Source organism: Bergeyella anatis (assembly GCF_036016955.1).
GTDB lineage: Bacteria > Bacteroidota > Bacteroidia > Flavobacteriales > Weeksellaceae > JAYWXI01.
In genome coordinates, this window is record NZ_JAYWXI010000005.1 from 19661 (window position 1) to 32617 (window position 12957).

Here is a 12957-nt window from a genome sequence, read left to right on the forward strand (position 1 = left end):
AAATTTGGAGAATGTATTGTTTTGATTTTCACCATCATCACCGTTTACGTGAGGGAGGGATTTATAATTTATCGCTTTGGGAGGAGGTTCCCGAGCGTTTTTTTTCGGTGGGGCTTCATCCTAGAGAAGTGTCGTCGGCTTCATCCGAGGCTTTGGATTGGGTTAGGACGGTGGCGGAATCTCCTTTTTGTGTGGCTTTGGGAGAGAGCGGTTTGGATGCTTTGGTGCAGACGCCTTTGGAGGTGCAGCGGGAGGCTTTTTTGAGGCAACTTGCCTGGGCAAACGAATTGGCCAAACCGGTGATTGTCCATTGTGTTAGATGTTATGGGGAGATGCCGAAGTTTTTAGGTGAAGCGGAAACCCCTCTTGTGATTCATGGTTTTAATCGAAAAGCGGCTATTGCGGAGGTTTTATTGAAGGCGGGGTTTTATCTCTCGTTTGGAAGCGCAGTGCTAAGCAATGTATCTTTGCAGCAGACATTGCAGCGGATTCCTTTGGAGCGGTTTTTTTTGGAAACGGATGATAGGGCGGTGGCCATTGAGGCGGTTTACGAAAAAGTGGCAGAGATTAGAGGGCTTTCTTTGGCTCACCTTCAGGAGCAGATTGCCGAGAATCTTTTTAGGATAGGGATTCCAAATGTAGAGAAACTGAAAAAATGAAAAAAATGAGTGAAAAGTGGTTGGAGCGCACGGAGCTTCTGATAAAGGAAAAAGGAATTGAACGATTAAAGGCGGCTCATTTACTGGTGGTGGGGCTTGGTGGTGTGGGTTCGTTCGCGGCGGAGTTTTTGGCTCGGGCGGGTGTGGGCCGTATGACGATCGTCGATGGCGATACGGTGGATGTGACCAATATCAACCGACAACTTCCGGCTTTGCATTCTACGGTTGGCAAGACCAAGTCGGAAGTGGTTGCGGCGAGGCTTTTGGATATTAATCCGGATTTGGAACTGACGGTGCTTACGGAGTTTCTCAATCCAGAGAGCATGGGGGCGGTGTTGGATTCGGCTCGGTTTGATTACGTTTTGGATTGCATTGATAGCGTGACGCCGAAGCTGGAACTGATAAAAGAGGCTCGGCGGCGGAAGATTAAGCTGATTTCCAGTATGGGAGCTGGTGGGAAAACCGATCCTTCCAAAATCATGGTGAAGGATATTAGCAAGACGTATAATTGTTATTTGGCCAAACAGGTGCGTAAACGATTGAAGCGTGAAAGTTTACTTCAGAAAGGGTTTAAGTGTGTTTTTTCTTCGGAACTTCAAAACGAGGAAAGCCTTAAAATGACGGACGGGACTAATTTTAAGCGGTCGTTTTACGGTACGATTAGTTTTATTCCGGCGGCGTTTGGGCTTTTTGCGGCGGCAGAAGTTCTTAATTATCTTTTGAAAAACGATAAGAAACACTGAGACAGCGGCTGATGAAAACACAGGGGTATTCCAAAACGGAGAAGCTTAAACAAAAAAAACAAGTGGCTTTGCTTTTTGAAAAGGGAAAGTGGAAAAGCAGTGGCCGGCTTCGGGTTATTTCTTGTCCCGTTGAGGGATTGGGGACAATGAAGGTTGGGGTTTCGGTTTCCAAACGGAATTTTAAACGGGCGACAGATCGCAATCGCATCAAACGTCTGTTGAGGGAAGCGTATCGTTTGAATAAATCTTTATTTGCTTCGGCGTTTGGTGCGCAGGGGGTGGCGATGATTTTTTGGGTTTCCAAGGATTTCCCAAAGCATTACAAGGAGGTTGAGGCCGAGTTGGTCAAGTTGTGCGATTTGTTAATGAAAAAAACGGCGGATTAGCATGTTTTTTGTTGGACAGAACTGAAAAAAGTTGATATGTTTGAAAATATGCCTTATTTACCTTATTTCCTTAGTGCGTTCATGGGGATAGGTTTGGCGGCGGCGACGGGGTTTCGTGTTTTTTTGCCGATGTTTTTGGTTAGTTTGGCGTCCTATATGGGATGGATTCCGATGAATGCTCAATTTGAATGGCTTTCGGGATTGCCGGTTCTCATTACGACGGGAATTGCGATGGTGGTGGAGGTTTTGGCTTATTATATTCCCGTGGTGGATTCGTTTTTGGATATGCTCTCGGTGCCTTTAGCTACGGTAGCGGGTTCGGTTTTGTTTGCCAGCCAATTTGCGGATCTTGGGGGATTTTCCCAGTGGGCACTCGCTCTGATTGCGGGAGGGGGAACGGCGGCGGTTATCAGTTCGGGATTTGCGGGGACTCGGGTGGCTTCGACGGCGACTACTGGAGGATTGGGCAACTCGACTGTAGCGACTACGGAAACGGCGGGTGCAGGAGTGATGTCGGTTTTGGCTATGATGGCGCCTGTGGTAGCGGTTATCATGGCGGTAGTGCTTGTGATTTCGGTGTTGGTTTTGGGGCGTAAAATGATGTCGAAGCTCAAACGTTTTAACCGTAAACCGTCTTCCAAGATTATTGAAGTGGAAGTTGTAGAAACTAAAGAAATCGAATAAAAAATGAGGCTCAAGGCCTCATTTTTTATAAAGGTTTAAGTTTTACCGTGAAGTGTCGCAGGATGTCGGGTTCCCAAACGATTTGATACCCTTTTCGGATTTCGTTTCTTTGGTCGTAAACTTTTTTCAAGGCTGTGGCCACGTAGTCCATGTGGTTTTGGGTGTAGGTTCGTCTTGGGATGGCTAGCCGTACGAATTCGGTTGCGGGATAGCGGTTTTCTCGGGTTTGAGGGTCTCTGTCGGCCAGTATGGCTCCGATTTCCACGCCTCGGATTCCGGCTTCTTTGTACAATGCTATGGCGAGGGTTTGAGCGGGAAATTCCTCTCTTGGAACATGAGGTAAGAATTTCAGAGCGTCGATAAATACGGCATGGCCTCCAATCGGTTGTTGGACGGGAATACCGTAGTCAATCAGTTGTTTGCCGAGGTATTCCACTTGGGAAATCCGGCTGGTGAGGTATTCCATTTCCGTGCTTTCGTCCAACCCGACAGCCAGGGCGGCCATGTCTCTTCCGCTCATTCCTCCGTAAGTGATGAAACCTTCGTAGATGATGGTGAAATTGGCGGCGGTTTGGTAGACGTGCTCGTTATTCAAGGCGATAAATCCCCCGATGTTGACTAATCCGTCTTTTTTTGAGCTCATGGTCATGCCTTCTCCGTAGGAAAACATTTCCTTGCAAATTTCTTTGATACTTTTGTTTTGGTAGCCTTCTTCTCTTTTTTTAATGAAGTAGGCGTTTTCTGCAAAACGGGCGGCGTCGAAGTAAATGGGGATGCCGTAGCGGTCGGAGAGTGCTTTTACGGCTTTTATGTTTTCCATGGATACGGGTTGGCCGCCGGAAGTATTGCAGGTAACGGTAATTAAGCAGAATGGAATTTGCGCTTTGGGGTAGGTTTGGTAGACTTGCTCCAGTTTTTTCAGGTCTAAATTGCCTTTAAAAGGGTGGCCAAGAGCGGTGTCGAAGGCTTCGTCAATGGTGCAGTCGATGGCTTTGGCCTTTCGGAATTCGATATGGCCTTTGGTAGTGTCGAAATGCGAGTTTCCAGGCACGACGTGCCCTTCTTTAATTAGGGTGGAAAAAAGAATATTTTCGGCGGCTCGTCCTTGATGAGTGGGGAGCAGGTGGGTGAAGCCGGTAATTTGCTGGACGGTTTTTTTTAATTCGAGGAAGGACTTGGAGCCGGCGTAGCTTTCGTCCCCGGTCATCATGGCGGCCCATTGTCGGTCGCTCATGGCTCCTGTTCCGCTGTCGGTTAACAGGTCGATAAAGACTTTGTCACTTTCTAAATTAAAGAGGTTATAATGCGCGGCGGCTATCCATTCTTCCCTTTGTTCGGGGGTGGATTGGCGGATAGCTTCAACCATTTTGATGCGGTAGGGTTCGGCGTAAGGAAGTTTCATAACGGATTTTTTGTGAAATTAAAATGTAAAAGGAAATAGCCTCGGAGATTTTCGGGCGTCATCGTTTAAGACGGGTTGGTTTTAAACGCTTTCAAAACAAAACTTAAATAATTTCACAGTCTCATTCCGGTGCCTTGAAGACGTTGTCGTCGGAATGGAAGCCTGCAATTCCTCCACTCACCGCGAATTTCATGGCGGTAGCAGCAGACATGCCGACCACGGGTTTGGTGTTTTGGATTTGAGTGATGATAACCCATCCTGATATGGCGTAGCTGTGAGGAAGGTAAACGGCCACGTAGTCGGATTTATCTACGGCGCCCATGTCGTTTTGGGTTAGAAAGCCGATGCGCCATATTTCGGGAGACTCGTTGGTTTTTACCCATACGGGGTGCTTGAATTTTTTTTTGTCGCCCACAAAAGAAGACATGACGTCTTTGGTAGGGGTGTAGATGTGCTTTATTCCGGGGGTCCGCTCCAGGAAGTGGTCCAAACGGTCGAAGATTAGCCTTCCGAAAACGAGTTTGTTGCCGAGAAATCCGATGGCGACAATCGCAGTGATTACCAGTAGGAAAGTGATTCCGGGGTAAAGATTTTCCGAAAGAAAAGGAATGCTGCTGTCAATGGCCGAAACCACATACCAAATGACGAAAATCGTTAGTCCGAAAGGTCCGATAATCATCAGTCCCTGAAAAAAATATTTCAGGAAAAGATTGATGATGCTTTCGGTTTTTATTTGTTTCATTGGGTTTGTCGGGTGATTGATTTAACCATGGATGGTTTCTTTGGTGCCGTAGCCGGCGATGATTTTGGCTTCGTACTCCAGCCATTCTTCCCATCTTTGGTTTACTTTTTCGGGGTCGCCCAATTCTCTTGCAAAACCAATGAAGGTGGTGTAGTGGTTGGCTTCGGAAATCATTAATTCGCGATAGAAGGTTTTTAGTTCTTCGTCTTTTATGGTTTCGGTCAGGACTTTGAATCGTTCGCAGCTGCGGGCTTCAATCATGGCGGCAAAGAGCATTCTGTCAATGATGAATTCTTCCCTGCTGCCCTGAACGATGAATTTGAACAGATCGTTCACGTAATCGTCCTTGCGTTGACGTCCCAGTTGGTAGCCTCTTTTTTTGATGATTTCGTGGACTTGCCCGAAATGCTCCAGTTCTTCCTGAGCGATGGCTAATAGCTCGGTTACGATTTCGGGGTACTCGGGAAGCATGGTGATTAGCATGATGGCGTTGCTGGCGGCTTTTTGTTCGCACCAGGCGTGATCGGTAAGGATTTCACTGATGTTTTCTTCGGCTATATTGGCCCAACGTGGATCGGTCGGAAGTTTTAATTTAAACATTATTTTTTGTTTTTAAAGATTTACTACGGGGGGTGCTTTGCTATTCGCCCCGAAATTTTTCGTAAAAATAAGGGAATTTTAATAAAAGCAAAAGAGAAAAAACTCTATTTTGATTCTCAACGGTCGGCGGTTTTCGCTCTTAAAAAGCTTAAAAACTGCCAGCCTTTAGCATCCACCCATTTCAGGCCTTCGGCAATGACTATTGCCAACAAGACGTTGATGGCATATACGCTAACCATGAGCACTCCCCAATGAAGGTTGTCTTTTAGAGGAACGACGATAAAGTAAACCAACGACGAACTGATTCCTTGGGCGAAATAATAAAAAATAGCATTCCGTCCGATGTAGTTGATGAAATTGTCCTTGGTTATTTTTAGACGGTTGTAAAGAACGAAAAGGGTTGCTAAAGAGAATAAGGCCCACAGGGCGTAGGGGATTTTCGGAGGAAATTTTTGTTTGTTCATTTTGTAGAAAATTTCACTGCCGTAATGCCAAAACATTAAAGCAAGAGCAAGGGCGATGCCTCCATAAAGTACGGGAATCCATTGGGTGGGGATTCGTTTTCCTTTCATTTTGTTTGCTCCGAGGAACAGGGCGAGGTATAAGGCGACGTATCCTACCTGACCGGAAGGATAATACTGAGGGAAAAGATTAAAAAGAACGAAAAGCCCCAAGCAGAGGGCGATAAATCCGTTGAGATGTTTGGGGAAGAACCTCAAAATAAGAACGCCGAAAACCGTTAAAATAAAATAAACTTTAAGGTACCAAAAGCTGCCCATAACCACAGGGAAGGTGTCGGCATTGGTGTAAGAGTGAAGATACCAGTTGCCTAGATTTTGCCACTGAGGAATGTCAGAAATGTTTTGAGGGACGTATTTTGAGCCGAAAGTGGCGTAGAATTCCTGCATCCATTTCAGGCCGAACCAATGCAGTCCGATTACTTTGAAGAGGTAGTCCAAAAAGAAGAGAAAGGTCACGAAAATCATGAAAGTGATTTGGAGCTTCAATAGGCGGTAAAACGTTTTTTCGAGGTTTCCGCCGGAGGTGATTCCGCTTAGGGCAAAGAACAAAGGAACGTCGAAAAGCAATGAGAGGACGCGCCATTCCGTAGGGACGTAGAACTGTCCGGACCAAAAAACGGTATGGATGAAAATAATGGAAAGGGTGGCCATGCCTTTGGCAAAGTCAATGTATAGATCTCTTTTCATGGGGGAAAATAAATTATAATCTGAGATTCAAAGATAGTGAAAGCCTCAGAATATCGAAAGGAGATTTTTGTTGGTGTTTTTTTGAGAGAATAAAACGGGTAAAAAAGCCTTTGTGCTGAAACGAAGAGAAATAGCGACAGAATTTTCTTCGGAATTGTTTGTGTTATGAAAAAAAATCTTATTTTTGCAAACTCAAAATAGAATATTAACAACTAAAAATTTATAAACAATGTTTGCAATTGTAGAGATAGCAGGGCTTCAATACAAAGTTGAGCAAGACCAGAAGTTGTTTGTAAACCGTTTGAAAGGAGAAAAAGGAGACAAAGTTTCTTTTGATAAAGTTCTTCTTACTGTAAACGGTGCTACAACGGTTGGCGCCCCGGCTGTAAGCGGTATCACTGTTGATGCTGAAATTTTGGATCACTTTCAGGCGGATAAAGTTATCGTTTTCAAGAAAAAAAGAAGAAAAGGATACGCTAAAAAGAACGGTCACAGACAGCAATTGACTCAGATCGTGATTACTGGAATTACAGGATTTGAAGGTTCTAAAAAATCATCGGCAAAGAAAGAAACAGCAGCAAAGGCTGAGGCTTCTGACAGAGCAACGGTTGATTTGGGAGAGGATCACGAATTGAACTACAAACTAAAGAAGTTTAACCTTTCTCAGTCTAAAGACAATAGAGAATTGCTAGTGTCTTTGGGAACGGCTTTGAAAGAGGAGTCTGGTAAAGATGTTCTTTTGCACGAGGAAGTGGATGCTTTGATTGAGAAGAATATCGAGAAATTCGCAGCAAAAAAATCATAAAATAAAACCCTAAGAAGAAATGGCACACAAGAAAGGAGTTGGTAGCTCCAAAAACGGTAGAGAATCGCACTCCAAAAGACTTGGGGTAAAGATTTTCGGAGGTCAGGAAGCAATCGCGGGTAATATCATCGTGAGACAAAGAGGAACGACTCATCATCCGGGTGAAAACGTGGGAATGGGTAAGGATCACACTTTGTTTGCGCTTGTTGACGGTAAAGTAGTTTTTACTAAGAAAGCAAACAACAGATCTTTTGTATCTGTAGAACCAAACGCATAGTTTTTTAATACGTTTGAATAAAAAAATCCCGAAGCTTTTGCCTCGGGTTTTTTTATGCTTATTTATAAAAAGAATAAAAGAAAAAGCGGGGTATGTTTTAACTAAAACAAGCGAAGCTCTTTTATAGAACTTCGCTTGTTTTTTTTAAGATTCGGGACGATTAATCTTTGGCCTCGGTCTTTAGGTAAAGTTCGTCCAATTGTTCTTTGGCGATTGGGCTAGGGGCGTCTATCATGACGTCTCTTCCGCTGTTGTTTTTTGGGAAAGCAATGTAATCGCGTATAACTTCGTTACCGTCCAAAATAGCTACCAATCGGTCGAAACCAAAGGCTAGTCCGGCGTGAGGAGGTGCGCCGTAGCGGAAGGCTTGTAGGAGGAATCCGAATTGGGCTTCGGCTTCTTCTTTGGAAAAGCCCAGAAGGTCAAACATTTTGCTTTGAAGTTCTTTGTCGAAAATTCGGACGGATCCTCCGCCAATTTCGTTGCCGTTCAATACCATGTCGTATGCGTTGGCTCTGGCCTTGCCCGGATTGCTAGTGAGTAGTTCGATATCTTCGGGTTTTGGTGAAGTAAACGGATGGTGCATGGCATGGTAACGTCCGGATTCTTCGTCCCATTCTAATAGGGGGAAATCTACGACCCAAAGTGGGGCGAATTCATCTCCTTTTCGGAGACCCAATTGGTTGCCTAACTCCATTCGGAGGGCGGAAAGCTGGGTTCTTACCTTCGTGGTTTCTCCGCTTAGGATTAGCAGAAGGTCTCCAGGTTGGGCTCCGAAGCGCTCGGCGATACGTTTTAAATCGTCTTCATTATAGAATTTATTGACGGAAGAGGTCAGGGTACCGTCGTTTTGATATTTAATCCAAACCATTCCTGTAGCTCCTATTTGTGGGCGTTTTACCCATTCGGTCCAAGCGTCGATTTGTTTTCGGGTATAGTCGGCACAGCCTTCCACGTTGATTCCCACTACCAGTTCGGCTTCATCGAAAATCTTGAAATCTTTGCCTTTGACCACCTCGTTTAGTTCGACGAATTTCATTCCGAAACGGATGTCGGGTTTGTCGTTACCATAGGTTTTCATAGCTTCATCAAACGTAATTCTTGGAAAACGCTCAAAAGTCTGCCCCGTGAGATCTTTCAGGAGTTTGGAAACTAATCCTTCGAAGATTTCCAAAACGTCTTCTTGTTCCACAAAGGCCATTTCGCAGTCGATTTGTGTGAATTCGGGCTGGCGGTCGGCGCGCAAATCCTCATCTCGGAAACACTTTACGATTTGGAAATAACGGTCCATACCGCCGACCATGAGAAGCTGTTTGAACGTTTGAGGCGATTGCGGCAGAGCGTAGAACTGCCCAGGATTCATTCGGCTGGGAACAACAAAGTCCCTTGCGCCTTCCGGGGTCGATTTAATCAATACGGGCGTTTCGACTTCGATAAAACCTTTATCGGAGAGGTAGTTACGTATTTTTTGCGCCATTTGGTGGCGGAAGATCAGTTTGTCTTTTACTGGATTTCTTCGGATGTCCAAATAGCGGTATTTCATTCTTAACTCTTCCCCACCATCGGTTTGGTCTTCGATGGTAAAGGGGGGCAGAAGCGACTCGTTGAGAAGACGAAGTTCGGAAACCAAGATTTCGATTTCTCCGGTAGAAATTTTAGGATTCTTGGATGAGCGTTCAATGACGGTTCCCGTTACTTGAATCACGAATTCTCGTCCCAGTTTTTTAGCATTTTCCAAAAGTTCTTTGGATGAGCGTTCTTCGTCAAAGACCAGTTGGGTGATGCCGTAGCGGTCCCTTAGGTCAATCCATAGAACAAAGCCTTTGTCTCGGATGGTCTGTACCCAGCCCGAAAGGGTTACTTTTTCGTTTAGGTTTTTTAGCGTTAATTCGCCGTTGGTGTGCGTTCTGAACATTTTTCTATAGTCTGTTGAATGTAGGTTTAAATTTGAAAGATAGGCGTTTGGGTTCCTATCGGTCAGGGAGGCAAAGATAAGGTTTTTGGATGGAAAATGTCGGGGAATATCTTTGGGGGTGTTAATGGAAACGGATGGTTTTTTATGTAGTTTTGCGGGGATGAAAAAGTTTTTGTTTTGCGTTTGTTTTATTTTATTTTCGTTTGTTTTATCGGCTCAGCATTATCAGGCGAAAGTGATTGGGGTGAAGGATGGCGATACGGTTGAAATTTTGTACAATGGGCTAGCCAGAGTGGTTCGTTTGGCGCATATTGATGCTCCCGAAAAAAATCAGCCCTACGGTAAAAAAGCGAAACAATACCTTTCGTCGCAGTGTTTTGGGCAGGTGGTGGAGGTGGTGGTTTCGGGGCGGCCGGATCGTTACGGGCGGTGGATTGCCGAGATTTTTTATAGAAATCAAAACCTTAACAAAGCCATGGTTCGTAAAGGGATGGCTTGGCATTTTAAGAAATATTCTTCGGATTCGGGGTATGCGGAGTTGGAGTCTGCTGCTAAGGCAAAGCGGGTAGGGTTGTGGCGGCAAGAGAATCCTGTAGCGCCTTGGGATTGGCGGAAGCAACGTCGAGAGTTGCGCAAATGAAATGGTTGTTAAATTCCTTTTTTATGAGAGAAAGAGGTTAAGGAGAGCGGTTTTTGGAGTTTTTAGAGGATTTTTTTATTTTTGTTCAATTAAAAATAAAATGTTAAAATTATGGGAAAAGGAGATCAGAAAACAGCAAGAGGAAAGCGTAAAGCAGGAAGTTACGGTAAAACCAGACCTAGAAAAAAGGTAGCTGCAGCTAGAGCGGAGAAAAAAGCCTGATAGACGTTTTTATTTTTAACAACAAAACAACCGGAAAGTTTAGCTTTCCGGTTGTTTTGTTAATTAGGGTGGGAGAATTTGTTTACTTGTTTCCGAATAGACCTCCTAAAAGACTTCCTAAACCACCTTGTTGTTTGTCTTGCGATGAGCTTCCTCCTAACACGCTTCCTAAAATATCGTTTAACGGATTGCTTGAGTTTGAATCGCTTTGGCCACCGCCTAAGACTTGACCTAAAATGCTACCCAAAGGACTATCTTGAGTGTTGTCTGTTGATCCGCCCAAAAGGTTGCCTAAAAGATCACCAATTCCACCGGCATTCACATTGTTTTGTTGTTTTTGTTTGCCAATGTAGCCCATGATGATGGGAGCCAGCATGGCTAGAATAGGACCTATTTTTCCTGCGGAGATTCCGGTTTCTTGGGAGAGTGAATTTTCCACTTGGGCTTTTTGACTTCCGAAGATGTGATCCAAAATCGAACTTCCTTCAGATTCTCTTTCCAAGGCTTGGGATGGGTTGTTTAGGATGCTACCGTCGTGGTTTTTGTCTAAAGCGTTATTTAGGGCTTCGGCCTCTTTGGCATCCTGCGATTTTTTTCTCAGGTAGGAGATAATCAGCGGGGCAGCAACGGCTAAAAGCGCAATGATCTGGTTTCGGCTTACTCCGAATTTGTTCTCGGCCTGTTCGGCAACTTGATTTCCGGTATTGCCGGTAATGAGATCGATAAGATTCATGATTTGAAGGTATAAAGATTAATCGGGAATAAAACATCAAAAAATATTCCTTTCGTTTGTTTTCGAGAGAAATATTTTGTTTCCGGGTTTATGTTTCTGACTTTTAAGGGGTTATTTTTTTTTGAAAATGGGAACGTTACTGCAGGCTTCGCCGAACATTAAGGACTTTACCAAAGGCTTCAGATGTTCAACCAGTTCCACGTAAGCGTTTTCGGGGATTGATTGATCGCTGCATCCTTTGACCAAAACCCTTTTATCTTTTAAAGGACTAAAATCGTGGTTTTGCATGGCTTGATGCATTAATAGGGTTTCTAAATCCTCTTGGTTCCCGAAAACGATTTTTTTGGCATGGCCGGTGAGTTTTGCGGTTAAAAGAAAATAGGACCAAAGAGGAACGATAGCCTCGGCCGAATTATAGAGGTAAACAAAGCAGTCTTTGTAGTGCTCAGGATTCAGGGCGTCGACTTTTTCGCGAAAATCTTTTTCCTTTAGAATCAGTCCCTCCCAAAGAAAATCTTTTAGGTCAATGCCTTTTCGGGGGCCTTTGGGTAGGAGCTCGGAGAGGTCGAAATTGATAAGACCACTTTCGGCTACTTTATTTTTGATTTCAAATTCGTTTGACATGACGGGATTTTATGAACCGGGCAAAATTAAGAGAAATTATTGATTTCTATTTTGAATTTTAATTCGGATTAGAGAATCGGGAGAATAGCGGCTTACAGAATTGTTGTACCTTTGTTTGGCGTCGGAGAATAAAGGCGCAATATTTGAAACGTATAAACCTTAAAAAAGTCGATTTTGAAATATTATATCATAGCGGGGGAAGCCTCGGGCGATTTGCATGCCAGTAACTTGATGAAGCGTCTTCAGGTAAGGGATTCGCAGGCGGAATTCAGATTTTGGGGTGGCGATTTGATGGCTTCTGTTGCGGGGCATAAACCGGTAAAACATTATCGGGATTTGGCGTTTATGGGATTTGTAGAAGTGTTAATGAACCTCAGGACCATTCTTTCCAACATAAAATTTTGCAAAGCGGATTTGGAAGCCTGCCGTCCGGATGTTTTGATTTTGGTGGATTATCCGGGGTTTAATCTTAGGGTAGCCCGTTTTGCGAAGACTTTGGGTATTAAGGTGGTTTATTATATTTCGCCTCAGCTTTGGGCGTGGAAGGAAGGCCGGGTAGAGATCGTGAAAAAGTATGTGGACGAGATGCTGGTGATTTTACCTTTTGAAAAGGCTTTTTATCAAAAGCATGGCGTGGAGGCTCATTTTGTTGGTCACCCTTTATTGGATGCGATTTCGGGATTAGCTCCGTTGGATAGGGAAGGCTTTAAGGCTGAGAATGGTTTGGACGAGAGGGAAATTATTGCTTTGCTTCCGGGCTCTCGAACGCAGGAGGTGGAAAAGATGTTGGAGGTGATGCTTTCGGTTCGGCCTTATTTTAGTCGTTATCAGTTTGTTATTGCGGGGGCGCCGAGCCTTCCTGAATCTTTTTATCGAAAGTATGTGGATGACGACGTGCATTTTGTCTCTAACAGAACGTACGATTTGCTTCGGTGTTCGGAGGCGGCACTGGTTACTTCGGGGACGGCTACTTTGGAGACGGCATTGCTTGGAGTTCCCGAAGTGGTTTGTTATCGGGGGAGCCGTTTGTCCTATGCCATTGCTAAACGTTTGGTGAAACATATCCGTTATATTTCGTTGGTGAATCTCATTATGGACCGTGAAGTGGTGAAAGAGTTGATTCAAGGGGACTTGAATCGTGAGAATCTGGTTTCGGAATTGGGTAAGGTTTTGCAGGGGGATCGGGAAAGAATTTTGCGGGATTACCACGAACTTCGTCAGATTTTGGGAGGGAAGGGAGCAAGTGATAAGGCGGCGGCCATCATTACCGGTGAATTAGAGAAAGATTGAGAAGTCGGGAGACATCTGCCTTTTAGT

Annotated in this window: 16 protein-coding genes; 9 read left to right on the forward strand and 7 right to left on the reverse strand. The window is 44.5% G+C overall.

Going from position 1 to position 12957, the window contains the following annotated elements; translation table 11 throughout:
• Positions 1–11 precede the first annotated feature (11 nt).
• From VQ048_RS04895 to VQ048_RS04910, 4 genes are read left to right on the forward strand one after another with little or no spacing between them, the layout of a single operon-like run.
• Positions 12–659 (forward strand): TatD family hydrolase, encoded by a 648-nt coding sequence (locus VQ048_RS04895; protein ID WP_327610580.1) that lies wholly within the window; start codon positions 12–14, stop codon positions 657–659.
• A gap of 5 nt (positions 660–664) precedes the next feature.
• A complete protein-coding gene (locus tag VQ048_RS04900) occupies positions 665–1402 on the forward strand; it encodes a tRNA threonylcarbamoyladenosine dehydratase (RefSeq protein ID WP_327610581.1) in 738 nt (245 codons plus the stop codon).
• 11 nt (positions 1403–1413) lie between these two features.
• Entirely contained in the window at positions 1414–1788 is a 375-nt protein-coding gene (gene rnpA / locus VQ048_RS04905; RefSeq protein ID WP_327610582.1) for a ribonuclease P protein component, read from the forward strand.
• Between the two features lie 36 nt (positions 1789–1824).
• Positions 1825–2472 carry a DUF4126 domain-containing protein gene (locus VQ048_RS04910; RefSeq protein ID WP_327610583.1) on the forward strand — a complete coding sequence of 216 codons (648 nt, stop codon included), beginning with the start codon at positions 1825–1827 and terminating at the stop codon, positions 2470–2472.
• A 25-nt stretch (positions 2473–2497) separates the two neighbouring features.
• Here the strand turns inward: VQ048_RS04910 and tnaA are convergent, their stop codons facing one another.
• The 4 genes from tnaA to VQ048_RS04930 form a co-directional block, all read right to left on the reverse strand.
• Positions 2498–3874: a tryptophanase TnaA gene (gene tnaA / locus VQ048_RS04915; RefSeq protein WP_327610584.1), complete on the reverse strand. Its 1377-nt coding sequence runs from the start codon at positions 3872–3874 to the stop codon at positions 2498–2500.
• Positions 3875–3995: 121 nt separating this feature from the next.
• On the reverse strand, positions 3996–4616 hold the full coding sequence (locus tag VQ048_RS04920) for a DUF502 domain-containing protein (protein ID WP_327610585.1): 621 nt from the start codon (positions 4614–4616) through the stop codon (positions 3996–3998).
• Between the two features lie 21 nt (positions 4617–4637).
• Positions 4638–5216 (reverse strand): MiaE family protein, encoded by a 579-nt coding sequence (locus VQ048_RS04925; protein WP_327610586.1) that lies wholly within the window; start codon positions 5214–5216, stop codon positions 4638–4640.
• A gap of 116 nt (positions 5217–5332) precedes the next feature.
• On the reverse strand, positions 5333–6424 hold the full coding sequence (locus VQ048_RS04930) for an acyltransferase family protein (protein WP_327610587.1): 1092 nt from the start codon (positions 6422–6424) through the stop codon (positions 5333–5335).
• Between the two features lie 229 nt (positions 6425–6653).
• Here VQ048_RS04930 and rplU point away from each other — a divergent pair, with 229 nt between their 5' ends.
• On the forward strand, positions 6654–7229 hold the full coding sequence (gene rplU / locus VQ048_RS04935; protein WP_327610588.1) for a 50S ribosomal protein L21: 576 nt from the start codon (positions 6654–6656) through the stop codon (positions 7227–7229).
• A 19-nt stretch (positions 7230–7248) separates the two neighbouring features.
• Positions 7249–7506, forward strand: coding sequence for a 50S ribosomal protein L27 (gene rpmA, locus VQ048_RS04940; protein ID WP_327610589.1), 258 nt, complete (start codon positions 7249–7251; stop codon positions 7504–7506).
• A 160-nt stretch (positions 7507–7666) separates the two neighbouring features.
• Here rpmA and aspS read toward each other — a convergent pair whose 3' ends face one another.
• Positions 7667–9421 carry an aspartate--tRNA ligase gene (aspS, locus tag VQ048_RS04945; protein ID WP_327610590.1) on the reverse strand — a complete coding sequence of 585 codons (1755 nt, stop codon included), beginning with the start codon at positions 9419–9421 and terminating at the stop codon, positions 7667–7669.
• A gap of 160 nt (positions 9422–9581) precedes the next feature.
• Between aspS and VQ048_RS04950 the strand changes: the two genes are divergently transcribed.
• Positions 9582–10061, forward strand: coding sequence for a thermonuclease family protein (locus VQ048_RS04950; protein ID WP_327610591.1), 480 nt, complete (start codon positions 9582–9584; stop codon positions 10059–10061).
• 111 nt (positions 10062–10172) lie between these two features.
• On the forward strand, positions 10173–10283 hold the full coding sequence (locus VQ048_RS04955; RefSeq protein ID WP_327610592.1) for a 30S ribosomal protein THX: 111 nt from the start codon (positions 10173–10175) through the stop codon (positions 10281–10283).
• A gap of 82 nt (positions 10284–10365) precedes the next feature.
• Here the strand turns inward: VQ048_RS04955 and VQ048_RS04960 are convergent, their stop codons facing one another.
• Both VQ048_RS04960 and VQ048_RS04965 read right to left on the reverse strand, forming a co-directional pair.
• Positions 10366–11016, reverse strand: coding sequence for a DUF937 domain-containing protein (locus VQ048_RS04960; RefSeq protein ID WP_327610593.1), 651 nt, complete (start codon positions 11014–11016; stop codon positions 10366–10368).
• Between the two features lie 111 nt (positions 11017–11127).
• Positions 11128–11640 carry a DUF2480 family protein gene (locus VQ048_RS04965; RefSeq protein WP_327610594.1) on the reverse strand — a complete coding sequence of 171 codons (513 nt, stop codon included), beginning with the start codon at positions 11638–11640 and terminating at the stop codon, positions 11128–11130.
• Positions 11641–11814: 174 nt separating this feature from the next.
• Between VQ048_RS04965 and lpxB the strand changes: the two genes are divergently transcribed.
• Entirely contained in the window at positions 11815–12930 is a 1116-nt protein-coding gene (gene lpxB, locus VQ048_RS04970) for a lipid-A-disaccharide synthase (RefSeq protein ID WP_327610595.1), read from the forward strand.
• Positions 12931–12957 lie beyond the last annotated feature (27 nt).

Excerpts from the sequence above, each read along its gene's own strand:
- VQ048_RS04895 (WP_327610580.1), top strand. The coding sequence starts at position 12 with ATGTATTGTTTTGATTTTCACCATCATCACCGTTTACGTGAGGGAGGG.
- VQ048_RS04900 (WP_327610581.1), top strand. The coding sequence starts at position 665 with ATGAGTGAAAAGTGGTTGGAGCGCACGGAGCTTCTGATAAAGGAAAAA.
- rnpA (WP_327610582.1), top strand. The coding sequence starts at position 1,414 with ATGAAAACACAGGGGTATTCCAAAACGGAGAAGCTTAAACAAAAAAAA.
- VQ048_RS04910 (WP_327610583.1), top strand. The coding sequence starts at position 1,825 with ATGTTTGAAAATATGCCTTATTTACCTTATTTCCTTAGTGCGTTCATG.
- tnaA (WP_327610584.1), bottom strand. The coding sequence starts at position 3,874 with ATGAAACTTCCTTACGCCGAACCCTACCGCATCAAAATGGTTGAAGCT.
- VQ048_RS04920 (WP_327610585.1), bottom strand. The coding sequence starts at position 4,616 with ATGAAACAAATAAAAACCGAAAGCATCATCAATCTTTTCCTGAAATAT.
- VQ048_RS04925 (WP_327610586.1), bottom strand. The coding sequence starts at position 5,216 with ATGTTTAAATTAAAACTTCCGACCGATCCACGTTGGGCCAATATAGCC.
- VQ048_RS04930 (WP_327610587.1), bottom strand. The coding sequence starts at position 6,424 with ATGAAAAGAGATCTATACATTGACTTTGCCAAAGGCATGGCCACCCTT.
- rplU (WP_327610588.1), top strand. The coding sequence starts at position 6,654 with ATGTTTGCAATTGTAGAGATAGCAGGGCTTCAATACAAAGTTGAGCAA.
- rpmA (WP_327610589.1), top strand. The coding sequence starts at position 7,249 with ATGGCACACAAGAAAGGAGTTGGTAGCTCCAAAAACGGTAGAGAATCG.
- aspS (WP_327610590.1), bottom strand. The coding sequence starts at position 9,421 with ATGTTCAGAACGCACACCAACGGCGAATTAACGCTAAAAAACCTAAAC.
- VQ048_RS04950 (WP_327610591.1), top strand. The coding sequence starts at position 9,582 with ATGAAAAAGTTTTTGTTTTGCGTTTGTTTTATTTTATTTTCGTTTGTT.
- VQ048_RS04955 (WP_327610592.1), top strand. The coding sequence starts at position 10,173 with ATGGGAAAAGGAGATCAGAAAACAGCAAGAGGAAAGCGTAAAGCAGGA.
- VQ048_RS04960 (WP_327610593.1), bottom strand. The coding sequence starts at position 11,016 with ATGAATCTTATCGATCTCATTACCGGCAATACCGGAAATCAAGTTGCC.
- VQ048_RS04965 (WP_327610594.1), bottom strand. The coding sequence starts at position 11,640 with ATGTCAAACGAATTTGAAATCAAAAATAAAGTAGCCGAAAGTGGTCTT.